Source organism: Azospirillum sp. RU38E, assembly GCF_900188385.1.
In the GTDB taxonomy this organism is placed as follows: domain Bacteria; phylum Pseudomonadota; class Alphaproteobacteria; order Azospirillales; family Azospirillaceae; genus Niveispirillum.
Map to the genome: position 1 here is coordinate 1 of NZ_FZOI01000029.1, position 20,088 is coordinate 20,088.

14 protein-coding genes are annotated in these 20,088 nt (G+C 60.0%); 9 read left to right on the plus strand and 5 right to left on the minus strand.

The genetic code is table 11. The annotated features are described in order from the left end of the window. Positions 1 to 6 precede the first annotated feature (6 nt). Positions 7 to 99: a hypothetical protein gene (locus tag CHB97_RS26235; RefSeq protein ID WP_371332968.1), complete on the plus strand. Its 93-nt coding sequence runs from the start codon at positions 7 to 9 to the stop codon at positions 97 to 99. 39 nt (positions 100 to 138) lie between these two features. Here CHB97_RS26235 and CHB97_RS24345 read toward each other — a convergent pair whose 3' ends face one another. Both CHB97_RS24345 and CHB97_RS24350 read right to left on the minus strand, forming a co-directional pair. Continuing rightward, complete coding sequence (locus CHB97_RS24345; protein WP_089290626.1) at positions 139 to 888, minus strand: ABC transporter ATP-binding protein; 750 nt, start codon at positions 886 to 888, stop codon at positions 139 to 141. Between the two features lie 7 nt (positions 889 to 895). Then, positions 896 to 1,750: an ABC transporter permease gene (locus CHB97_RS24350; RefSeq protein WP_089290627.1), complete on the minus strand. Its 855-nt coding sequence runs from the start codon at positions 1,748 to 1,750 to the stop codon at positions 896 to 898. Between the two features lie 183 nt (positions 1,751 to 1,933). Between CHB97_RS24350 and cysD the strand changes: the two genes are divergently transcribed. The 4 genes from cysD to CHB97_RS24370 all read left to right on the plus strand — a co-directional run bounded on the left by cysD (position 1,934) and on the right by CHB97_RS24370 (position 8,413). Next, positions 1,934 to 2,854: a sulfate adenylyltransferase subunit CysD gene (gene cysD, locus CHB97_RS24355; RefSeq protein WP_200820112.1), complete on the plus strand. Its 921-nt coding sequence runs from the start codon at positions 1,934 to 1,936 to the stop codon at positions 2,852 to 2,854. Then, a complete protein-coding gene (gene cysN / locus CHB97_RS24360) occupies positions 2,854 to 4,722 on the plus strand; it encodes a sulfate adenylyltransferase subunit CysN (RefSeq protein ID WP_089290629.1) in 1,869 nt (622 codons plus the stop codon). Before cysD ends, cysN begins: the two co-directional genes overlap by 1 nt. Before the next feature lie 108 nt (positions 4,723 to 4,830). Then, the gene (locus CHB97_RS24365) at positions 4,831 to 7,074 is read left to right on the plus strand and encodes a peptidase domain-containing ABC transporter (protein WP_089290630.1); all 2,244 of its coding nucleotides are present in this window, start codon (positions 4,831 to 4,833) and stop codon (positions 7,072 to 7,074) included. Then, positions 7,043 to 8,413 carry an HlyD family type I secretion periplasmic adaptor subunit gene (locus tag CHB97_RS24370; RefSeq protein ID WP_244559692.1) on the plus strand — a complete coding sequence of 457 codons (1,371 nt, stop codon included), beginning with the start codon at positions 7,043 to 7,045 and terminating at the stop codon, positions 8,411 to 8,413. The genes CHB97_RS24365 and CHB97_RS24370 overlap by 32 nt, the downstream gene beginning before the upstream one ends. Positions 8,414 to 8,558: 145 nt before the next feature. On the opposite strand, the gene CHB97_RS24375 is transcribed toward CHB97_RS24370, so the two are convergent. Both CHB97_RS24375 and CHB97_RS24380 read right to left on the minus strand, forming a co-directional pair. Next, a complete protein-coding gene (locus CHB97_RS24375) occupies positions 8,559 to 10,379 on the minus strand; it encodes an SEL1-like repeat protein (RefSeq protein WP_143271179.1) in 1,821 nt (606 codons plus the stop codon). Beyond that, positions 10,319 to 11,551: a glycosyltransferase gene (locus tag CHB97_RS24380; protein ID WP_089290632.1), complete on the minus strand. Its 1,233-nt coding sequence runs from the start codon at positions 11,549 to 11,551 to the stop codon at positions 10,319 to 10,321. Before CHB97_RS24380 ends, CHB97_RS24375 begins: the two co-directional genes overlap by 61 nt. A 145-nt stretch (positions 11,552 to 11,696) precedes the next feature. Between CHB97_RS24380 and CHB97_RS24385 the strand changes: the two genes are divergently transcribed. From CHB97_RS24385 to CHB97_RS24405, 4 genes are all read left to right on the plus strand, one after another. Further along, the gene (locus CHB97_RS24385) at positions 11,697 to 13,442 is read left to right on the plus strand and encodes a bifunctional 2-polyprenyl-6-hydroxyphenol methylase/3-demethylubiquinol 3-O-methyltransferase UbiG (protein WP_143271181.1); all 1,746 of its coding nucleotides are present in this window, start codon (positions 11,697 to 11,699) and stop codon (positions 13,440 to 13,442) included. A 349-nt stretch (positions 13,443 to 13,791) separates the two neighbouring features. Further along, on the plus strand, positions 13,792 to 14,715 hold the full coding sequence (locus CHB97_RS26240; RefSeq protein ID WP_143271183.1) for a calcium-binding protein: 924 nt from the start codon (positions 13,792 to 13,794) through the stop codon (positions 14,713 to 14,715). A gap of 404 nt (positions 14,716 to 15,119) precedes the next feature. Then, positions 15,120 to 15,908: a hypothetical protein gene (locus tag CHB97_RS24400; RefSeq protein WP_089367514.1), complete on the plus strand. Its 789-nt coding sequence runs from the start codon at positions 15,120 to 15,122 to the stop codon at positions 15,906 to 15,908. Next, positions 15,905 to 18,736 (plus strand): glycosyltransferase, encoded by a 2,832-nt coding sequence (locus CHB97_RS24405; RefSeq protein WP_089290637.1) that lies wholly within the window; start codon positions 15,905 to 15,907, stop codon positions 18,734 to 18,736. The genes CHB97_RS24400 and CHB97_RS24405 overlap by 4 nt, the downstream gene beginning before the upstream one ends. 60 nt (positions 18,737 to 18,796) lie before the next feature. On the opposite strand, the gene CHB97_RS24410 is transcribed toward CHB97_RS24405, so the two are convergent. Then, positions 18,797 to 20,008 (minus strand): rhamnan synthesis F family protein, encoded by a 1,212-nt coding sequence (locus CHB97_RS24410; RefSeq protein ID WP_089290638.1) that lies wholly within the window; start codon positions 20,006 to 20,008, stop codon positions 18,797 to 18,799. Positions 20,009 to 20,088 lie beyond the last annotated feature (80 nt).

Sequence of the window (20,088 nt, forward strand, 5' to 3'; positions counted from 1 at the left end):
GACGATCTGGGCGGGGCCGCCGTGTTCCTGGCCAGCCGTGCCGCCGACTATGTCCAGGGCCATATCCTGGCTGTCGATGGCGGCTGGCTGGCGCGTTGATCGATAGACCGGCGGGGGGCGGTGCCCCCCGCCACCGCTTTACGCTGCCATGGCCCGGTCCAGCATGGCCGGCGTGATGGGGCCATAATCCACCACCTGGCCATGTTCCAGCACGGCCACCTTGTTGCACAACCGCTGGATCAGGTCGCGGCTATGGCTGGCAATCACCATCAGGCTGGACCGGTCGATCAGCTTGTTCACCCGCACCTCCGCCCGTTCCATGAAATTGGCGTCGCCGGCGGTGATCCATTCATCCAGCAGCAGGATTTCCGGCGACACGGCGGTGGCAACGGAAAACATCAGTCGCAGCAACATGCCTGACGAATAGGTCTTCACCGGCAGATCGAGATATTCGCCCAAGCCGGAAAACTCCCCGATCTCGGCGGCATATTCCTCAATCTCCGCCGCCGTCATGCCCAGCAGCAGGCCGCGCAGGCGCAGATTCTCGTTGCCCGTCGCATCATGATCGATGCCCAGCATCAGATCGAACATGGGGGAGACGCGACCGCTCACCCGGATGCGCCCGCCCGTCGGCTCATAAATGCCGGCCATGGTGCGCAGGATGGTGCTTTTCCCGGCGCCATTATGGCCGATCAGCCCCACCCGGTCCCCCTCCCGCAGGTCGAGATTGACATTGCGCAGTGCATCAATATGCACCCGCCCCGACGCGCCGGAGCCGATGCGCCCACCGGTGGTGAGGCTGAGCGCCGTCTTCTTCAGTGACCGCCCATGCAGCCCGAAAATCTGAAAGCGGACGGAAACGTCCTCTAAGGTGATGTGAACGGACATGATCGCTTCAGATCCAAAAGGTGACGCGGGGGCGGGAAGCGCGGAAGACCAGCAGGCCCAGCACCAGACCGGCGATGGCGATCCAGCCAACAACGATCCAGTGCATCGGGTCCACCGTGCCGGTGGTCAGCGGCTGGCGCACGATCTCAACCAGATAATGGAACGGGTTGAAGCGCAGGGCCGGATGGTTGGCATCCAGAAAATTGCCCTTCCACAGCACCGGGGTGATGAAGAAGGCACCAGTCAGGATGGTCTGGACGATCTGCGCCACATCGCGGAACCGCATACAGACACAGGCCAGCATCAGGCCCCAGCCATAGCCGCAGACCAGCAGCAACAGCACGGCGGCAATGGCCAGCCCGACACCCTCCAGGGTCACGCCCGTCTCATAAAGCAGGCTGACGCCCACCACGATCAACACATGGTGCAGCAGCACCAGGGCGTTACGGGCGATCACCCGGTTGACGAAGACGGTCAGCGGCAGGCGCACCTGCTTCAGATAGCCCTCCGCCCCCACCAGCGCCATACAACTCTCGCTGATCAGGCTGGTGATCAGCGTCCATGTCACCATGCCGATGGCGACATGGGGCAGATATGCTGGCACATCGATCTTGAAGATGGCGGCATAGACAATGGCGATGCCGGCGGTAAACGCCGCCATGCTGAGCGTCACCCATAGCGGCCCCAGGATGGAGCCGCGATATTTCTGCCGGATGTCCGTCCAGGCCAGGGTGAACCAGATCCGCCAGGAGGCCAGCCCGACCGCCATGTCGGCGAAGGCTGCTGCCAGTGTGGCCCGTCCATCAGACGAAAAGCCCCTATACCAGCCACCGACAGCCGATGACGGTTGTTGCTGCGACATTGTTACTTCCACTCCCACTTTCCTGGCGCCAGGCGCTAGCCCCTTGTTCGGCCATAACCCGCAAACATCAATCAGGTGCTGCGCTGTGTCTCAATACAACTAATATGTAGAAATTTCGGCCGTATCAGGGCAAGTTTACCGCTGACCCCGCCGGGTGGGTGTCCATATCAGGTCATGCGTGCCATGTCCCCACATTCTCCCATGACCGGTTTCAGCCATCTGGACTGGCTGGAAGCCGAGAGCATCCACATAATGCGGGAGGTCGCGGCGCAGTTCCAGGCCCCGGTGATGCTCTATTCCATCGGCAAGGACAGTGCGGTCATGCTGCATCTGGCCCTGAAGGCGTTTTATCCCGCCAAGCCGCCCTTTCCGCTGCTGCATGTGGATACGACCTGGAAATTCCGGGAGATGATCGCCTTCCGCGATGCGCGCGTCCGGGAACTGGGGCTGGACCTGCTGGTCCATATCAATCCGGAAGGGGTGGCCCAAGGGGTGGGGCCTTTCACCCATGGCTCGGCCGTGCATACGGACGTGATGAAGACCCAGGCCCTGAAACAGGCCTTGAACCGTTACGGTTTCGATGCTGCCTTCGGTGGTGCGCGCCGGGATGAGGAAAGGTCGCGCGCCAAGGAACGCATCTTCTCCTTCCGCAATCAGGCCCATGGCTGGGATCCCAAGAATCAGCGGCCGGAACTATGGAACCTGTATAATGGCCGCATCGCCAAGGGGGAGAGCATCCGCGTCTTCCCCCTGTCCAATTGGACCGAACGGGATGTCTGGGCCTATATCAGGCGGGAGAATATCCCCATCGTTCCGCTCTATTTCGCCAAGCCCCGCCCGGTGGTGGAGCGTGATGGCGCGTTGATCATGGTGGATGATGCGCGGATGCCGCTGCAGCCGGGGGAGCAGCCGGAAATGCGCTGGGTCCGGTTTCGCACGCTGGGCTGTTACCCGCTGACCGGTGCGGTGGAAAGCCGGGCGGACAGCCTGGATGCCATCATTGACGAACTGGCCGACAGCAGCCAGTCGGAGCGCCAGGGCCGGATCATTGATGCTGACGGTGCCGCCTCCATGGAGCGCAAGAAGCAGGAAGGCTACTTCTGATGGATGCGATGTTGGAAGAGCGCGCCGGCATTCCCCTGCGTTTCATCACCTGCGGGTCGGTCGATGACGGCAAATCCACCCTGATCGGCCGGTTGCTGCATGATTGCGGTGCCGTACCGGCGGATCAGCTGGAACAGCTGCGCCGGGACAGTGCCGCCCATGGTACCACCGGTGAAGGCGCGCTGGATTTCGCCCTGCTGGTGGATGGGCTGGCGGCAGAGCGGGAGCAGGGCATCACCATTGACGTCGCCTACCGCTATTTCAGCACGATCCGGCGCAAATTCATCATCGCCGATACGCCAGGGCATGAGCAATATACCCGTAATATGGCCACCGCTGCCTCCACGGCGGATCTGGCCGTGCTGCTGGTGGATGCGCGCAAGGGGTTGTTGCCGCAGACACGGCGCCATGCCGGCATTGCCGCCCTGATGGGCATCCGCCGGATTGTGCTGGCAATCAACAAGATGGATGCCATTGGCTGGAATCAGATGGCCTTCCAGGTGATTGAGGCGGATTTCCGCGCCTTTGCCGCCGCCCTTGATTTCCAGTCCATCAGTGCCGTGCCCTTGTCGGCCCGAAACGGCGACAATGTCACCCGCCGGTCGGCGGCGCTGGGATGGTATGGCGGACCGACCCTGCTGGACCTGCTGGAAAGCTGCCCGGCGGCGACCGGTGACCAGGAAGGGCCGTTGCGCCTGCCGGTGCAATGGGTCAACCGTCCGCATCAGGATTTCCGGGGCTTTGCCGGCACCATCGCGGCGGGGCGCGTGGTTCCCGGCGATCCGGTGATGGTGCTGCCTTCCTGCCGGCAGAGCCGGGTGGCCCGTATCGTCAGCATGGATGGCGACCTTCCCAGCGCACGGGCCGGCCAGGCGGTGACCCTGGTGCTGGCCGACGAGGTGGATGTCAGCCGGGGTGACCTGATTGCCGCCGCCGCCGCCCCGCCGCCGGTGGCCGACCAGATTTCCGCCCACCTGATCTGGATGCAGGACCGGCCCCTGGTGCCGCACCGCTCCTATCTGCTGCGTCTGGGGGCCGCCTCGGTCGGGGCGCAGGTGACGGAGCTGGTTCATCGGTTGAATGTGGATGACTGGCGGCCCCAGCTGGGCGGCCAGCTGGGGCTGAACGATGTCGGCTATTGCCATCTGACGCTGGATCGTCCCATCGGCCTGCTGCCCTATCGCCAATCGCGCACCCTGGGTGGTTTCATTCTGATTGATCGGATCAGCAATGCCACTGTCGCGGCGGGCATGGTTGATGCGCCCCTGCGGCGGTCAGGTGATGTGCCCTGGCAGAACATGAAGGTGGACAAGGTCGCGCGGGTGGCCAACCGACCGCATCGGCCCTGTGTGCTGTGGTTCACCGGCCTGTCCGGGGCCGGCAAATCCACCATCGCCGATCTGGTGGAACAGGAACTGCACCGGCGCGGCTGCCAGACCATGGTGCTGGACGGCGATAACCTGCGCAACGGCCTGTGCCGTGATCTCGGATTCGGTGATGCCCACCGGGCGGAGAATATCCGCCGGGTGGCGGAGGTGGCGCGGCTGATGACGGATGCCGGGCTGATCGTGCTGGTCAGCCTGATCTCCCCCTTCCGGGAAGACCGGGAACGGGCCCGCGTCATCCTGCCGGCCGGCGAGATGGTGGAGATATTTGTGGATACCCCTTTGGGTGAGTGCGAACGGCGGGACATCAAAGGCCATTACCGCCGCGCCCGAGCGGGGGAGATCGCCCATTTCACCGGCGTCGACAGCCCTTATGAAGTGCCGGATAATCCAGAGCTGCACTTGCGCTTCGGGGAGGGCACGCCGGCCGAACAGGCGCTGCGCGTGGTGGATTGGCTGCGGGAGCAGGGGCTGGTGGAATGACGCGCCGCAGCGATTTTCTTTGATCCGGATCATCTCTTTGCGTTAGTCATACCCACCCCTGCCGCTCGGTGCGCCAGGGTGAATGATTGGCGTTTGCGAAGGACAGACATGTCTCAGGCGGAGCAAGCCCCTGATAGCGAGGGGATTTCCCCAGTGGACCCAACCGTCTCGCACACGATGCTGGAGGCGTTGCGTTTCATCGCCCGCCATCATGGGCTGCATCTTTCACGTGAGCAATTGCTGCGCAGCCATGCGACAGGTCCGGAAGAAGTTCGTCCTTCCATCGTGGTCGCGGCGGCGGAGCACCACGGCCTGAAATGTCGCGTGACGCGCATGCGATTTGAGCAACTGCTCCGTATTGGGCGGGCTGTACCGGCTTTGCTTCGTCTGCGGGATGGTACGGCCAGGGTTCTCCTGTCCGTAAGTCCGGCCACGCAGCCACCGCTGGTGGTGCTTCGCCACCCTGCAGATGGTGCGACGCCAGCGCCCTTTGATGCCATTGGTCTTGCCGAAATTTGGGATGGCGAGGTTATCCTCTTCAAAACTCAGAACGCGACCAGTAATTTGAATGAAAATTTCAGTGCCAGCTGGTTGTTACGCCAGGTGATGATGGAGAAACGTATTTTCCGCGATGTCGGCATCGCGGCACTTATTCTTTCCTTCTTTGCACTTGTGCCGCCTTTGTTGTATTTCATCGTGCTTGATCGTGTTCTGGTCCACCAAAGGATGTCCACCTTGTTTGTTCTGGCGGTGGGCATATTTTTTGTTGTCATTTTTGATGCGATCTTTGGCTATCTGCGGCGCTGGCTTGTAGCAGAAGGGGCGGCGCGCATCGATGCGCGGATCAGTACCTATGTTTTTGAAAAACTGATTGGTCTGCCCATCGAAGTGTTCGAACAGCAGCCCACCGGAATGATAGCACATAAGGTCAGTGAGATTTCGCGTATTCGTAATTTTATGACAGGTCAGCTTTTTACTGTCTGTCTGGATAGTATTACATTGGTCGTAATTTTACCGGCAATGTTCTACCTACATGCGCCATTGACCTTTTTTGTGCTGGGTGTTTCTGCTGTAATGTTTGCTTGCGTCCTCATTTATATGCCTATCGTCGGTCATGCTTATGGACGGGTTGTGCGGGCAGAACAGCGCCGCGGCTCATTCCTTGTTGAAACCATTCATGGCATGCGCACCATCAAGTCTTTGGCCTTGGAGGGGGGTAAGCGTCAAGAATGGGATCAATGCTCTTCGGAGGCCGTGCGGGCGCATCGCGATATGGGGTTCATCTCCAATCAACCGCAAACGATCCTGCAACCCCTGGAGAAGCTGATCTATTCCGGCACCCTGTTATTGGGTTGTTACCTGGCGCTGACGGCGGAGAGCGGGAGCGTGCTGATCGGCGGTCTGATCGCGTTCGTAATGTTGGCCAGCCGGGCGACACAACCGATTGTTCAGATCGCAGGTCTGCTTCAGCAGGTGCAGGAGATGCGCGGTGCGATGAGCCTCGTTGCCTCCCTGGTCAATATTCCGGCGGAGGATACCCGTTCCACCCACGGCCTGCGTCCACGGTTCCAGGGCGGTATCACTTTTGATGAGGTGCGCTTCCGTTATTCGGGAGCCAGCACTTATGCCCTGGATAAGGTGAGTTTTGAGATCGCACCGGGCAGTGTCGTCGGCATCATGGGACGGTCGGGATCGGGTAAGACCACCATCACCCGCCTGTTGCAGGGGCTGCATCAGGATTATGATGGCTTGATCAAGCTTGAAGGTAATGATTTGAAGCAGATGGACATTCACCATCTGCGCGCGAACCTGGGCGTGGTATTGCAGGATAATTTCCTGTTCAGCGGAACCATTCGTCAGAACATCGCCGCCGCCAAGCCCGATGCCACCTTTGATGAAGTGATCGCCGCTGCGCGTTTGGCTGGTGCTGAGGAATTCATTGAACGGCAGCCTGCCGGTTACGATACGTTCCTTTCGGAAGGCGCTGCCAATCTTTCAGGTGGCCAGCGCCAGCGTTTGGCGATTGCCCGGGCACTGCTGGTTGACCCCTCCATTCTGATTCTGGATGAAGCGACCAGTGCGCTCGACCCGGATAGCGAAGCCATCGTCAATAATAATTTGCGCCACATAGCGGCTGGCCGCACCATGCTCATCATCTCGCATCGACTGGCATCGCTGGTGGATTGCGACCAGATCATCGTGATGGAGCGGGGCCGGGTCTACGATATTGGCACGCATGAGGAGTTGCTGGAGCGGTGCAGTATTTATCGTCATCTCTGGTTCCAGCAAAATCGTCATCAGTCCCCGACAGGAGCGAACAATGAGCGGTCGATCGCTGGTCCTGCGTCCTAACAGCCGGACTGCTGACGCGGCGGACCAGGCTATCAACGACTTCCAGTCAGAGATGGCTGAGATTATTGGTGCCCCGTACCCAAGACAGGTGCAGCTGACGGTCCACATCTTGGCAGGCATGGTGTTGGCATTGGTTGTACTGGCCAACATTATGACGCTGGATATCGTCGTCAGCTCACGCGGGCGCATTATCTCCCGTACGCCGACCATCACCGTTCAGCCCCTTGAATCCTCGGTGATTCGTGAGGTCTTGGTCCGGCCAGGCCAAACAGTGAAGAAGGGCGATGTGCTGGTGATTCTGGACCCGACATTGACCGGTGCCGACGTCTCGCAGTTGCAGTCCCGTGTGGAAACCCTGCGTGCCCAGGTCGCTCGGCTGGAGGCTGAGCAGGCGGGCGCTCCCTTCAAAGCTGCTGACCAGGCGAGCATCTCCTGGTCGACACAATTGGAGATCTGGCGTTCCCGGCAGGCAGAGCGGGAATCGCGTCTGGCGGTTTATGATCAGAAAATCAAGTCCATCCAGGGCACCATTCAAAGCAGTTCACGAGACGCGGAATATTATCGTTCCCGATTGGCAGTGAACAGCGAGATTGAAAAGATGCGTTCAGAACTGGCCCGTAAAGAGGTGGGGAGCCGACTGAACGTGCTGGTTGCTCAAGATAACAAGGCGGAAATTGCCCGTAATCTTTCGAATAGTGAGCAGCAGATCGTTACAGCGCGGCATGAGCTGCAATCCTTGGGGGCGGAGCGGGAGGCCTATATGCAGGAATGGAACTCCAGTGTTTCCCAGGAATTGGTTTCCCGCCGCACTGAGCTTCAGCAGGTGGCTGATGAACTGTCCAAGGCGGAATATCGCCGCAATCTGATTGAGCTTCGTGCGGTCAGTGACGCCACCGTTGTCAAGGTGGCGGATATTGGCAATGGCGCCGTTGTACCGTCGGGCGAAGTGATCGTTTCCTTGGTTCCCAGCAATGCGGAGCTGGAGGTCGAGGCAGACATTGCCGGCACTGACCAGGGTTTCGTGAAGCCCGGCGACGAAACGAAGATTAAGCTGGACGCCTATCGATTCACCGAATATGGCACGGTGGTTGGACGCGTCCGTTCCGTCAGTGCCGACAGTTTCAATCGACTGGATGATGGTACGCCCAGTGGAACCCGCTTCTATAAGTCCCGTATTGAAATTACGGAAATAAAGCTACGGAATGTGCCTAAGGATGTCACATTGCTGCCGGGTATGCCGCTTCAGGCAGATATTGTGGTCGGTGAGCGCACGATCATGCAATATCTGCTGGGTACGGTGATTAAAAATATCTCTGAGGGTATGCGGGAGCCCTCATGATAAAGAACAGAACCTAGAGCGGATCGCGGAAAAGCGGAATCGCTTTGGAGCGTGAATCCGCTCGCTGAACAAGGACTTAGAGCCGGGTGTATTTCCGTTTAAACGCACCCGGCTCTAGAGCCAGTATTTTAAAGACTGGGGAGCTTCAGCGGACAATACCGCTGAAGCTCCGTGCCTCCAGATATTGCGCCAGACTTTCGGCCAACGGATCGCCCAGCTCTACCGCAGACCGGGCCATTTCAATAGCTGCGGGGGCATCGCGGTCAATATTCCATTTCATTTCCGCCAGGGCGGTCATGGCAATGGCAATACCCTGCCTGGCGGCTTCATAGAGGCGGCTACGCCAATATTCGAGTTCTTCTCTGGGGGCTTGCCGGCTGATGAGAATGCGGACCAGATTAACCTGGGCGGGGACATGGCCCTGTTCGGCGGCGGCAGTGAACCAGTGCATGGCCTTTTCAGGGTCAGCAGGCAGCAGTTCCTGACCTGTGGCGAGGGCATGGGCCAGCCGGAACTGCCCTGAAGCGCTGCCCATTTCGGCCGACCGGGCATAAAAGCTCATCGCCCTTTCTTGATCTTGCGGCACGCCATGGCCATGGAAACACAACACCCCCATATTATAGGTGGCATTGGCGTGGCCCAATTCGGCCGCCATCATCAGGAAGCGGGCCGCCTTCTGATAATCAACCGGGATGCCGCGACCCTCCAGGTGGCAGAGGCCGAGATGGAAAGCTCCTTCTGCATGTCCCCCGGCGGCGGCCTTCTCAAAGAAATAGACTGCCCGCAAGGGGTCGAGTGGCACATGTTTGCCCGTCTGGTGGGCTAGTCCCAGTGCAGCCAGGGCGCCGACATGCCCCAATTCTGCGGCGGCCGTGTACCAGATGATGGCTTCACCGGGATTGGCAACGGCTGCTTCTCTGGCCATATGCATGTCTGCCAGCAGCGCCATACATTCGGAGTCACCCTTAAGTGCGCCGCGTCGCAGCCAGGTCTCAGCGGCAGCGAAATTCCGCTCTACGCCGCGCCCCCGCCGGTAAACAATGCCCAGGGTACGGCAGGCCGCAACGATGCCGGCCTCGCCGGCCTTTGAGAGCCACGCCATGGCGGCCCCGCCATCCGGCACGGTTCCAATGCCCTCCAGCAGATAGAGCCCTGTATAATATTGTGCGGTGGGGTCGTTCTGGTGGGCGGCCTGCTCATAAAGGGCAAAAGCGTCTGCGGGCTCCCGGTCCGGCATATTGCCCCCCGCGATCAGATTGGCCAGACCCACCATGCCCTTGATGCTGCCCTGATCGATCGCGCGCTGATACCAGATGCAGGCCTGTGCGATGTCAAGCGGGGCGTCAGGGCCACCGTCACGGGCATAAAGCCAGCCCAACAGCACCTGTGCTTCCACCATTCCCTGTTCTGCTGCCAATCGGGCCCAATGACGCGCTTGGACGTCACTTCTTTCCAGGACAAAAGCATCAGCCTTGTGCTGGCCTTTTGCATCCCCAAAGCCATTGGCATAGTGGCTGGCAAGGCAGGCCTGCGCGCGTGCGAGGCCATTTTCTGCGGCCGCCCGGTACCAGCGGAACGCGCTTTTGGGGTTGGGCAGGACGCCGCGTCCAGCATCCAGGGCCTCTGCCAGGGCCATCTGGCATTGGGGATCTCCCTGTCTGGCGCCTTCCTGCCAGATTGCAGCGGCATCAGCCAACTTCCCCCTGCCAGCCAGCCGCTCGCCACGGGCATAGGCAGAGCCCCTTATTCCGTGGGTGATGCTGTTAATCAGCGAGGTCAACCTGCTGCCGGCCACTGTCACTTTCCCCCGCACGCGAATCCACGACAACACCTCTATCCCAGCAGGCCCGGCAGGGGAAGAGGTTAGCGCTCTCTGCTCAGGCGAAAACCGCCTCTTCCATCTTGCTACACAGGGGCGTGAAAACGGTCGCGCAACAGCTGCATCCAGGCCGGCAGAGCCACCCAATGCAGATCGTACCGGTCGACCACCGTCTTGCGGGCGGCCCGACGCATGGCCAGACGGTGGTCCGCTTGCATCGCCAGAGCCTGCAACACTCCTTCAGCGATCGCAGCTGGGTCAGCGAACGGCACCAGCAGGCCATTATGCCCATGCTCCACCACCTCCTGTACGGGGGGGGTCGCGGAGGCGACCAGTGTAACGCCGGTTGCCATGGCTTCCAGCATGGACCAGCTGAGGACGAACGGGTAGGTAAGATAAAGGTGTACGCGCGACAGGCGCATCAAGTTGATAAACTCGGCATGCGGCACTTTGCCGATAAAATGAACCCTGTCCGTTGGCAGTTTTCCGTCCAGTTCAGCCAACATCCGGGCGCGCCAGGTACCGCCGCCGGGGGGCGGGTTGCCATAGGAGATACCATCACCGCCGACAAACACCATATGGGCGTCCGTTCGCCGCTGCAAAATATCGACGGCCGCGCGCATGGCGGAGCGAAAACCGCGATAGGGCTCCAGATCGCGGGCGACGTAAGTGACGATCGGAACATCCGGTCCCAGTCGCCGCCCGTCCGGCAGCACCAGAGGCCGGGCAGGGCCGGCGCAGGCGCGTTCGGTGTCGATGCCGTCGTGGATTAAGGTCAGTTTTGGCTGATATTCGGTTGGATAGAGCTGTTTTTGCCATGCGGTGGGGCTGACACCGGCATCCACCGTGTCCAGCCCCAGCAAATTGATAGTATTCATTGTTTTGACGCGGGCCAGATCGTCCAAGCTGAAGGGTTCTTCCGGGTCGAACCCGATATCGGCCCCTTGTCCGCGATAGAAGAACTCAAAATAGCCGATCAGCGCTGCTGCCGGCCAGAGATCCTTGAGAAACAGAATCTCCCCCCAACCATTATGACCGATGATCAGATCAGGCCGATAGCCAGCCCGCGATAGCTCGGCGCAGTGGGCCAATACCGCCTGGCCGCGCCAGATGGCGCGATTGGACTCGAACAGATAAGGGTGACTGCCGCCGCCTCCGCGATCAACGAAATGGTAGGCCTCTGCTTCAACCCCGGTGAGGCGGGCCTGAAAGTCACTTGCCAGTGCCGTCACTCGTACACCGGGAACCGATGCCAGCTTTGTTGCCAGATGGACGAACTGTGCAGGAAATAACTTGTGCAAGAACAAGACTTTGTACATATCGCACCCTGGGTTGGCGATTGACCCTGTTGTATCGCGTGGGGATTAATCCGCAAGATATTTGGCTTTGGCCTTTCAGAGCTTGGTTTCTTATGATCGCCTTAGCCGTGCTGAATGCTGAAACCGGTAAATAACGGGGGTTGATGTGGAATTCGTATGGCAGTCCGGTGAGGGCATAGCTTTTGAGGCAGATTGCCCTGTCTGTGCCGATTCCGGCCCCCATCGCCCTGTATTGGTCATTCCCGGAGCGGGGCCGGGCCAGACCGACTGGACGATTGTGCAATGTCCGTCCTGTGAGTCACGTTTTTCCACCGACCGTCGCGGCGCGGATTATACGCCGGAAGCTCATCCGGATGGGCCATTGCTGGAATTCTATCTGGAGCAGAATGCCGGCATCCGCCCGATGCTGGAGCCGCTGGGCTGGGCGGAGGCCGGGCCGGGGCGCCGCATGTTGGAAATTGGCGGCGGTTTCGGCTTTGCCAGTGACTTTGTCCAGGTCTCCTTGGGTTGGACGGCTAAAGGATATGATCCTTCCGGTCTGGCCGCGCTGGGGCGTTCCTATCTTGGCCTTGATATTGTGCTGGATTATTGGACGGAGGAGACGCCGCTGGCAGAGCCTTTTGACGTTGCCTATGCCTCTGAGGTGATTGAGCATATTCCCGAACCATCGGGATTTCTGGCGTCTGTGCGCCGTGCTGTCGGCGAAACCGGCGTGGCGGTTTTGACCACGCCCAATGGTGCCGCCCTCAACCCGAACACCACGCCGGGTATCCTGGCCCCGATCGCAACGCCAGGCCTGCATCTAACCCTGTTCAGTGCCATGGGGCTTGAGAGGGCGCTGCGTTCCACCGGCTTCCGGCATGTTCGGGTCGAGGAGCGGGGCGATACTTTGCATGCTCTTGCCAGTAATGCCGAACTACCCGCGAAAAGACAGCTGGATAGTCAGCTTTATCGTAACTATCTCTGTCAGCGGGCGGATACGCCGGGTCTGGCGCCCGTTTTATTGTCCGGGCTGCGTTACCGACTCTTCAAGGAACTGGTCAATGCTGGCGAATCAGCGGCTGCTCTGACGCAGTTTGTATTGATTGCTGACGATATTCGGCGGCGTTTCGGACTGGATGTCAGCCGCTCGGCGGCCTTGCGGCCCTTGAAAGACTATGGTGATGCGCAGGAATGGTTGCGTCACTATCCAGCGCATCTTGCTGGCCTGCTTTATTATCGGGCAATCCTCGCAAACAATTTGGAGGCGGATCCAGTCGCGGCCGTTCGCTATACCGCTGCCGCGATTCTCGCCGGCCGCGGCTTGCGATTGGCCCTGCAGAATGCCGGCATGGACGATGGGGAGACGGAACGTCTCAGCGCGCACGCGATTATATTGAATTTGGTGGCCACCGCCTGCGCGGGAGGAGACACAGCCCCACTGCTGGCGGCGGTGGAACGGGGGAACCCTGCGACCGGGCTTCTTATCCCCGCAGAGGCCCGTCGTTCCTTGCGCCGTTTCCTGCGGCGGGATTTGCGGGCGATGGGTCATCCCGACATGTTGTGGCGGGTCGGCATGACGAACATCGTGGGTGATGAGGTAACGCTGCTTGCAGCTCCTCTATGCCAGGATTTTGTGGTCGATAAAATCGGGGCATGGGAGGCGATCGCCACGGCGTCCGATGCTGCGGCCGTGCTGGACACTTTCCGAGCGATCTGGTGCATGCCAGGAGCGGACACGGCGCCTGCATCGATTCGACATGCCCGTAAACTGATTCTAATTCGGTTGGTGCAACTGGGAGCCTTTCAGGAAGCCGATGATCTGTTCGATGGGTGGGATTCCCCCGATTTGGCCGATGATGAGCCCGTGGCAACGGCGCTTGCAATTGTCGCTGAGGCCCGACAACGTTAAGCAGTGCTCGCGTCAGGGGCGCGTCATGTTAACCAAAATGGGGTAGGTCTTATGGGTTATCCCGCAGGTGGCGTGTCCATATCGCGCATACTGGTTAGCCACGTCAGCTGACGTAGAGCTTGTTAATTAACTGAAAAATCAGAAAAATTAGCCGTAGCTGGCATGTCTTTCACCCTTTGGTACCTGCATTGGCGTGTGGTTCTGATTTGTAATGCACTGCAATAACCGGTTGCTTGGCGAGGGATGAACTGTTACCTTCCACCGCGGTAGTTAAGATTAGCGGGACGCGGCGCGGAAGCTCTAAGAGGCTCCTGTCATGTCCCCTTGATGAAATTTTTGGGGGACAGACATGGCAACTTTGCCCGGAGGCTCCACTGTCGGTGGCGCCGGTTTGACGAACGCACAGCTCACGACCGTTTCCAACATTCTGCAGACGGTTGTGCCCGCTGGGACGACCCAGACGATCTCGACCATTGGTACGACGGCACCTGTTCAGACGGCGCCGATCACCAGCGGTCCGCTTCTGCTGGGGCAGGCCACGTTCACCAACGTGTCAACCGCCACGGTGGTTAAGTCGGCCGGCGCATCGAATGATCTTGGTGTTGTGGACTTAACAGGGGTTTCGTCCGGCAGTCTGACGAATATTGGTGTTGATTCGTCTTTGAATCAGATCGTCGTGACGGGCACCGGCAATGGTAGTGTCGCTGCCGTGTTTGTGGGTGCCAGCGATTCGGCCAAGCTGGTTGTTGGCGATGCCGGCAATCAGTTCATGGTGCTGAACAGCACCTCCGGCTCAAATACCATTGTGGCCGGCGATGGTCGCGACAGCGTGTTGGGCGGTACCGGTAGTGATGTGATTTCCGCCAACGGTGACGCGATTATCAATGGCGGTGCGGGCAACGACGTTCTGACCGGTGGTGCGGGCAGTGCCACGCTCGGTGGTGGCGCCGGTAATGACACGATTACGGCTGGTACTGGCGGTGGCTACATCATCGGCGAAACAGGCAATGATTCGCTTGTGGCTGGCGCCGGCAAAGATGTGTTCATTTTCCGCCCGGGCGATGGCAATGACACGATCTCGGGTTTCAACCCGACTCAGGACACGCTCGCCTTCACGACTGCCAATTATGGCACGGGTACCTTGAACTTGGTGTCCTTGATTTCCAGTGCACAGGTCACCGGTGGCAATACCGTCCTGACGCTCCCCGATGGGTCGACGATTACGGTGGTCGGCCAGACGGGTGCAAGCATAAACTGGTTCACGGTCAAGTAAGCTTTTACGCTTGTTATGTGTGAAGAAATGGCGGACTTCGGTCCGCCATTTTTTTATAACTACTGTTCTGTTTGCAATTATCATGATGTCCCCGCCGTGGTGCTGCGGGGGTATTTGGTTCCATTCGGTGGCGGACGGGGCACAACACTTTGCCGCTACGTTCTGGAATGCAACGTGATCTTGCCCCCTGTGATTGCCCACGCCTAGAGCGGATCGCGGAAAAGCGGAATCGCTTTGGAGCGTGAATCCGCTCGCTGAACAAGGAGTTAGAGCCGGGTGCGTTTCCGTTTAAACGCACCCGGCTCTAACTGTCATAGGGTTAAGGGTGAATATTTTTGTTTAATTGCTTAACCCGATATCGGCTATCATCAGCGCGCTGCTACCCCCTTACGTAAGTGATAACGATGACGACGACGAATGGTACGTTGGCGACGGTGGAACCGGAAGCCACAGCGGACCGGCTGCGCAGTTCGGCCCAGGTCATTGTTCTTCCTGAAGGTACTTATGTCGCTGCGGTGCGGCCTTCCGCCCAGCGGCCCCGGGTGATCAATGGGGTCGCCTTCCCGGCAGCCCAGCTGACATCCGTGCCGCAACCCGGCACCTCTCCGGTTCGTTTTCTGCAAAAGGGCGCCTTGGAGCCAGTGGCTTGGGTCGCCGCTGCCGATGAGGTGGTGATCTCGGTACCTCCAGGCCCCTCTCCGTTAATGATCACCAATTATATTTTTGGTCAGGATATTCAGTCCTGTGTTGATCTTGAGATACGTCCGCTCTCACCGGCAAAACAGGCACCGCCCGTCGGCTTGCGTTTATTCGCCACCATCCAACAGATCGGCGAGCAGGCATTCGCAGCCGGGGAATGGGCGGCTGCGGAGGATGCGCCGTTCTGGATTGAGGGTATCCGGGTTGAGACCAGTCCCAGCGTTGGCCAGTTGCTGCAATACAGGGTGGCTGGGGCAAACGCCGCTGAGGCGCATTGGACGCCGGCACCCGGGGGTCTCACCCTTGGTGGGGGGCGGCCGCTTTCCGGTATTGCCTTCCGGCTGATGCCCCCTTTGGCCAACACGCATCGTGTGATCTATGCAGCGCGCTTCCTTCGGCATGGGGAGATCGAAGCGGCTGATGGTGAACCCTGCCGTTCTCCCCAGCCACAGGATCCCTTGATTGCCTTGCGGTTGGCCATCGTTCCGCGATGACCGAGAAGGCGCTGCCCTCCACCAAAGGGGGGGACGGAAAAGTCACACCCGCCATATCGAAGCGGGAGATCGCGCGTGCTGCCATGCTGGCAGCACTGGCAGCCCCGGATATTGCGCCGTTGTCGGTCTTGGCGCAGCGCCTTTCACGCTTTGATCCACCCCATGCCGACGATCTATTGCTGGCGGCTATTGCGCGTCTGCGGCTGAACGATGCCCCTGGCGCACGACAACTGCTGGATGAGGCCCTGGCACTGACGCCGCGACACGCCATGGCGGCCAAAACCCTGGCGCGATTGGGGTGTTGGGAACCATCGGTTCTGGAGGCCTTGGCCTGGCATGCCGAAGCGGATGCCGAAGCGGTGGAATTGCTTCGTCTCTATGCCCAAGCAAGCGGCCGTCCCATCGCCTTCATCGCCAGGCGGACGATCCAATGCGCTGTGCCGCCTGGTGGGGGGCATCTGGCCCTGGAATGGGTGGGTCATGTGTTGGTTCAGCGGCAGGTGCCACCTGCCGCTGCCGCCAGTGTGGTGGAACTGCAGCTGCCGGATGCCTTGCGGGGGGCCGTTGATCCCGAGGTGTATCTGGACGGTGTCCCGGTTGCTGCTCCGGCGCTGCGTGGGGCTTGGCTCTATCCTCCCCGTTTGGTGGCGATCGTGGAACGGGATGAGGGGGGGGACCTGCTGGTTCGCGCCCGGGATACGGCCTGCCCGGACCGCCCCCTGGCCCTGCTTCTGACGGATGACGGCCAGATACGGGCTGAGCCGGTGCTGACGCCGCTGGCTGGCAGTGTGGGTGAGGAACTATCCCGGCTGGAACCGGAGAAGCTGTCCCTTTCCGGCATCGGCATCCCAGGATTGTTGTTTGCGCTTACCCGGGAGCCGTTGAGCCTGCCGCAGCCGGTTGGGCTGCCTGCCGTGCTGTCGCCGACGGTGGATGTGATTGTGCCCGTCTATGGCGACCTTGAGGCGACGCGCGTCTGTTTCGACCGGCTTTTGTCCTGCGATCCGGGTGTCCCCATGCGGATCATTGCCATTGATGATCGGGGGCCGGACCCGATAATTGCCCAATTGCTCGACCGCCTGGCCCTGGAAGGCCGCATCACGCTGCACCGCAATCCGACCAATTTGGGATTTGTGCGCAGCGTCAATATCGGCATGGCCATGGCTGGTGGCGCCCGCGATGTGGTGTTGCTGAATGCCGATACTGTTGTGGTGCCCGGCTGGCTCAGACGCTTGCAGGTGGCAGCGCAGCAGGCTCCCGATATCGGTACGGTCACGCCCTGGTCCAATGATGCCACCATCTGTTCCTATCCGCGTGCCAATGCGGCCACGCCGCTGGCCGAGGTTGACGTGCCGGCCCTGAGTGCCCTGGCTGGACATGTACTGGATGGTCAGGCCATCGACATTCCGACGGCGGTCGGTTTCTGCATGTATATCCGGCGGGATTGTTTAGCGCAGACCGGTTGGTTCGATGCGGCCACGTTCGGGGCCGGATATGGGGAGGAGAATGATTTCTGCCAGCGCGCCAGCCGGCTTGGCTGGCGCCACCGGATGGCGTTGGATCTTTATGTCGGTCATGTCGGGGGGGGGTCCTTTGGCCCTGCCAAACAGGCCAGGGTCGATCAGGCCTTGCGCCTGCTCGCCCGGCTTTATCCCGATTATGAACCCACGGTGCATGGCTTTATCGAGCGGGATCCGCTGGCGGTTCATCGGCGTGCCCTGGATCGCGCCCGGCTTTTCAGCGATATGGTTCAGCGGCCCTTCATGATCGTCTGTGCCAAGCTTGGCGGCGGGACCGAACGTTTCATTCAGGACAGGATAGCGGTCCGTTCCCGGGAGAGTGCCGACGGGGTGCTGTTGTTGCGCCCTGATCGGATGGAGGGCAAGCCCCGTCGGCTGATCCTGGAATTGCCCGACCGCCCGGAACTGGGGAACCTATTTTACGACACACTGACAGAACTGGATTTGCTCTGGTCTGACCTGGCGCGGCTGGGGGTCAGGGAGATGGAACTGCACCATCCGTTCCATCTGACAGCAGACTGCCTGACCGGGTTGGCCGCGCGCATTCCCTATCGGGTGCATCTGCATGATTACAGTTGGATCTGCCCCCGCATCACCTTGACCAATGGCGATGACCGTTATTGCGGCGAGCCAACGGATATTCGCGCTTGCGAACAGTGCGTGGCAGCGCATGGCGATGTGCTCCAGACCGGGATGAGCGTGGCGGCGTGGCGCGCGGTGACGCGTCCTGTGCTGGAACAGGCACAGCAGGTGGACTGCGCCACGCAGGAGGCGGCGGGGCGTTTGTTGCGTTATGCACCGGCAGCGCGGCTCTGTGTTACACCATTGCAGGAAACCGTCGCCCCCAGCTCTTTCGTGACGCCGCCGCGTCAGGCGGGGGAGAATCTGCGCATCGTGGTACCCGGTGCCATTGGCCCTCCCAAAGGCTTCCAAATCCTGCTGGATTGTGCGCGTGACGCGGCGGCACGCGTGCTGCCGCTTCGCTTCATTGTCCTCGGCTACAGCCTGGATGATGATGCCTTGATTGAGACCGGCGCGGCGATGGTGACCGGCCGGTATGAGGAAGCGGAGTTTCCCGGCCTGCTGTCCGAGATCACCCCGCACGCGGCCTTTGTGCCCTCCGTCTGGCCAGAGACTTGGTGCTATGCGCTCAGCCATGTGCTGGCGGCGGGCCTGCCGACAGCCGTTTTTGATATTGGCGCCCAGGCCGAGCGGTTGCGTGCACAGGGGCGGGGGATGCTGTTGCCGCTCTCCCTGCCGGCCAGCGGCGTGAATGATGCTTTGCTGGCCTTTCTTTCCCGGTCTTGACCGGTGGGAAGGGTGCCGCAGGATCGGGGCGGAAGCGTATTTTCCTGCGGCCTCTGAATCCTAATAGACCCGGTTGCGCATCGTCGTCTGCAGGTGCTTGACGATCAGCTCGGAATCGTAGTTGGAGACCTGCCCGATCAATTGCTGCCATTTATGGAGGTAGGGGATTGCCATGGGATTATGCTGCAACAAATCACGCTTGATGAAGGGGCATTTGCCGTCCGTCAGCAACTGATCCCAAAAGAAATGCGTCTGATTGAGCGGCACACCGTCGCGCAGGCATTTGCCGATCATTTCGACATATCGACGACGGACAGGATCTGCCTCATCGGAGGTGGCGGCCAGATAGGCTTCGACCTTCGGTGTTATGGCGCTGATCAAGCTCCTGTAGGGAAACATCGCTTTGCAGCGCACGCCGTAGGACAGAAAGAACGGCGTAAGTCCGATCTCCCCATAGCGCACAACCCAGCGCTTGCGCCGGAAATAGGGCAGGTTGCCCCAGAATTTGGCAAAGGCCGGACTGCGGATTGCCTGGGGATGGAACAACAGGAAATAGCTTTGCAGGTGGAAACGGCCATCCCAGCAATCCGTGATGCCCCACAGATCCGCTTCAACCGGATCAGCCCGGTTGATCACCTGCGCGAAATCCTGCAAAGGTCCATACATGCTGTCATTGGTGATCAGCAGCATGTCGAGTGCTTGCGGATCGGGTATTTCCGCAATGCCATCCTTAAAGGCGCCAAAATCATAGCCGACATTACGGCGCCACAAAATGACCGACACGAGTGGCTTCAGCTTCTCGACGCTTTTTTCGGGAAAGCGTGGGGAATTGCTGGTGAAAACAATGGAAAACCCCTGCTTTTTCAGCTCTTTCAGATAAAATTCTACATATTCATGAATAATGCCGCGCATGTCGAAATGGTTGAAAACCACAACACGCTTTGCGCCATCCAAACGAACGTCGCCGCTCCAGCGCCGCCGGATGTAGCTGGGTCGGATAATCGACGTAAGATGGGTGCGCACATAGTCGATAATATCGACCGTTTCCGTCAACTTCCTACTTAAAAAACGACGCATTCGCATGGGAATGATCAATCTGCAAATTGTCTTTGGCTGTGGCTTCTTTAAACTAAACGGTTCTTCTGTCAAAGGTAAAGGGTCGTTTTCCGGGGAGTGAGGTGGTGTTAATCTGATCGGCGCAGGCTGTCGGCCACCCGACAGGACATTGTCAGCGCTGCCATCCGTCGCGGCTCTATGCTTCAGGGCCGACATGCAGCCGGTCCCGCTTGCGCAGGCTGGATCAATCGGGCATCCAGCCCCACATCAGCCTGTGGCCCGATAAGGTCGGTTGG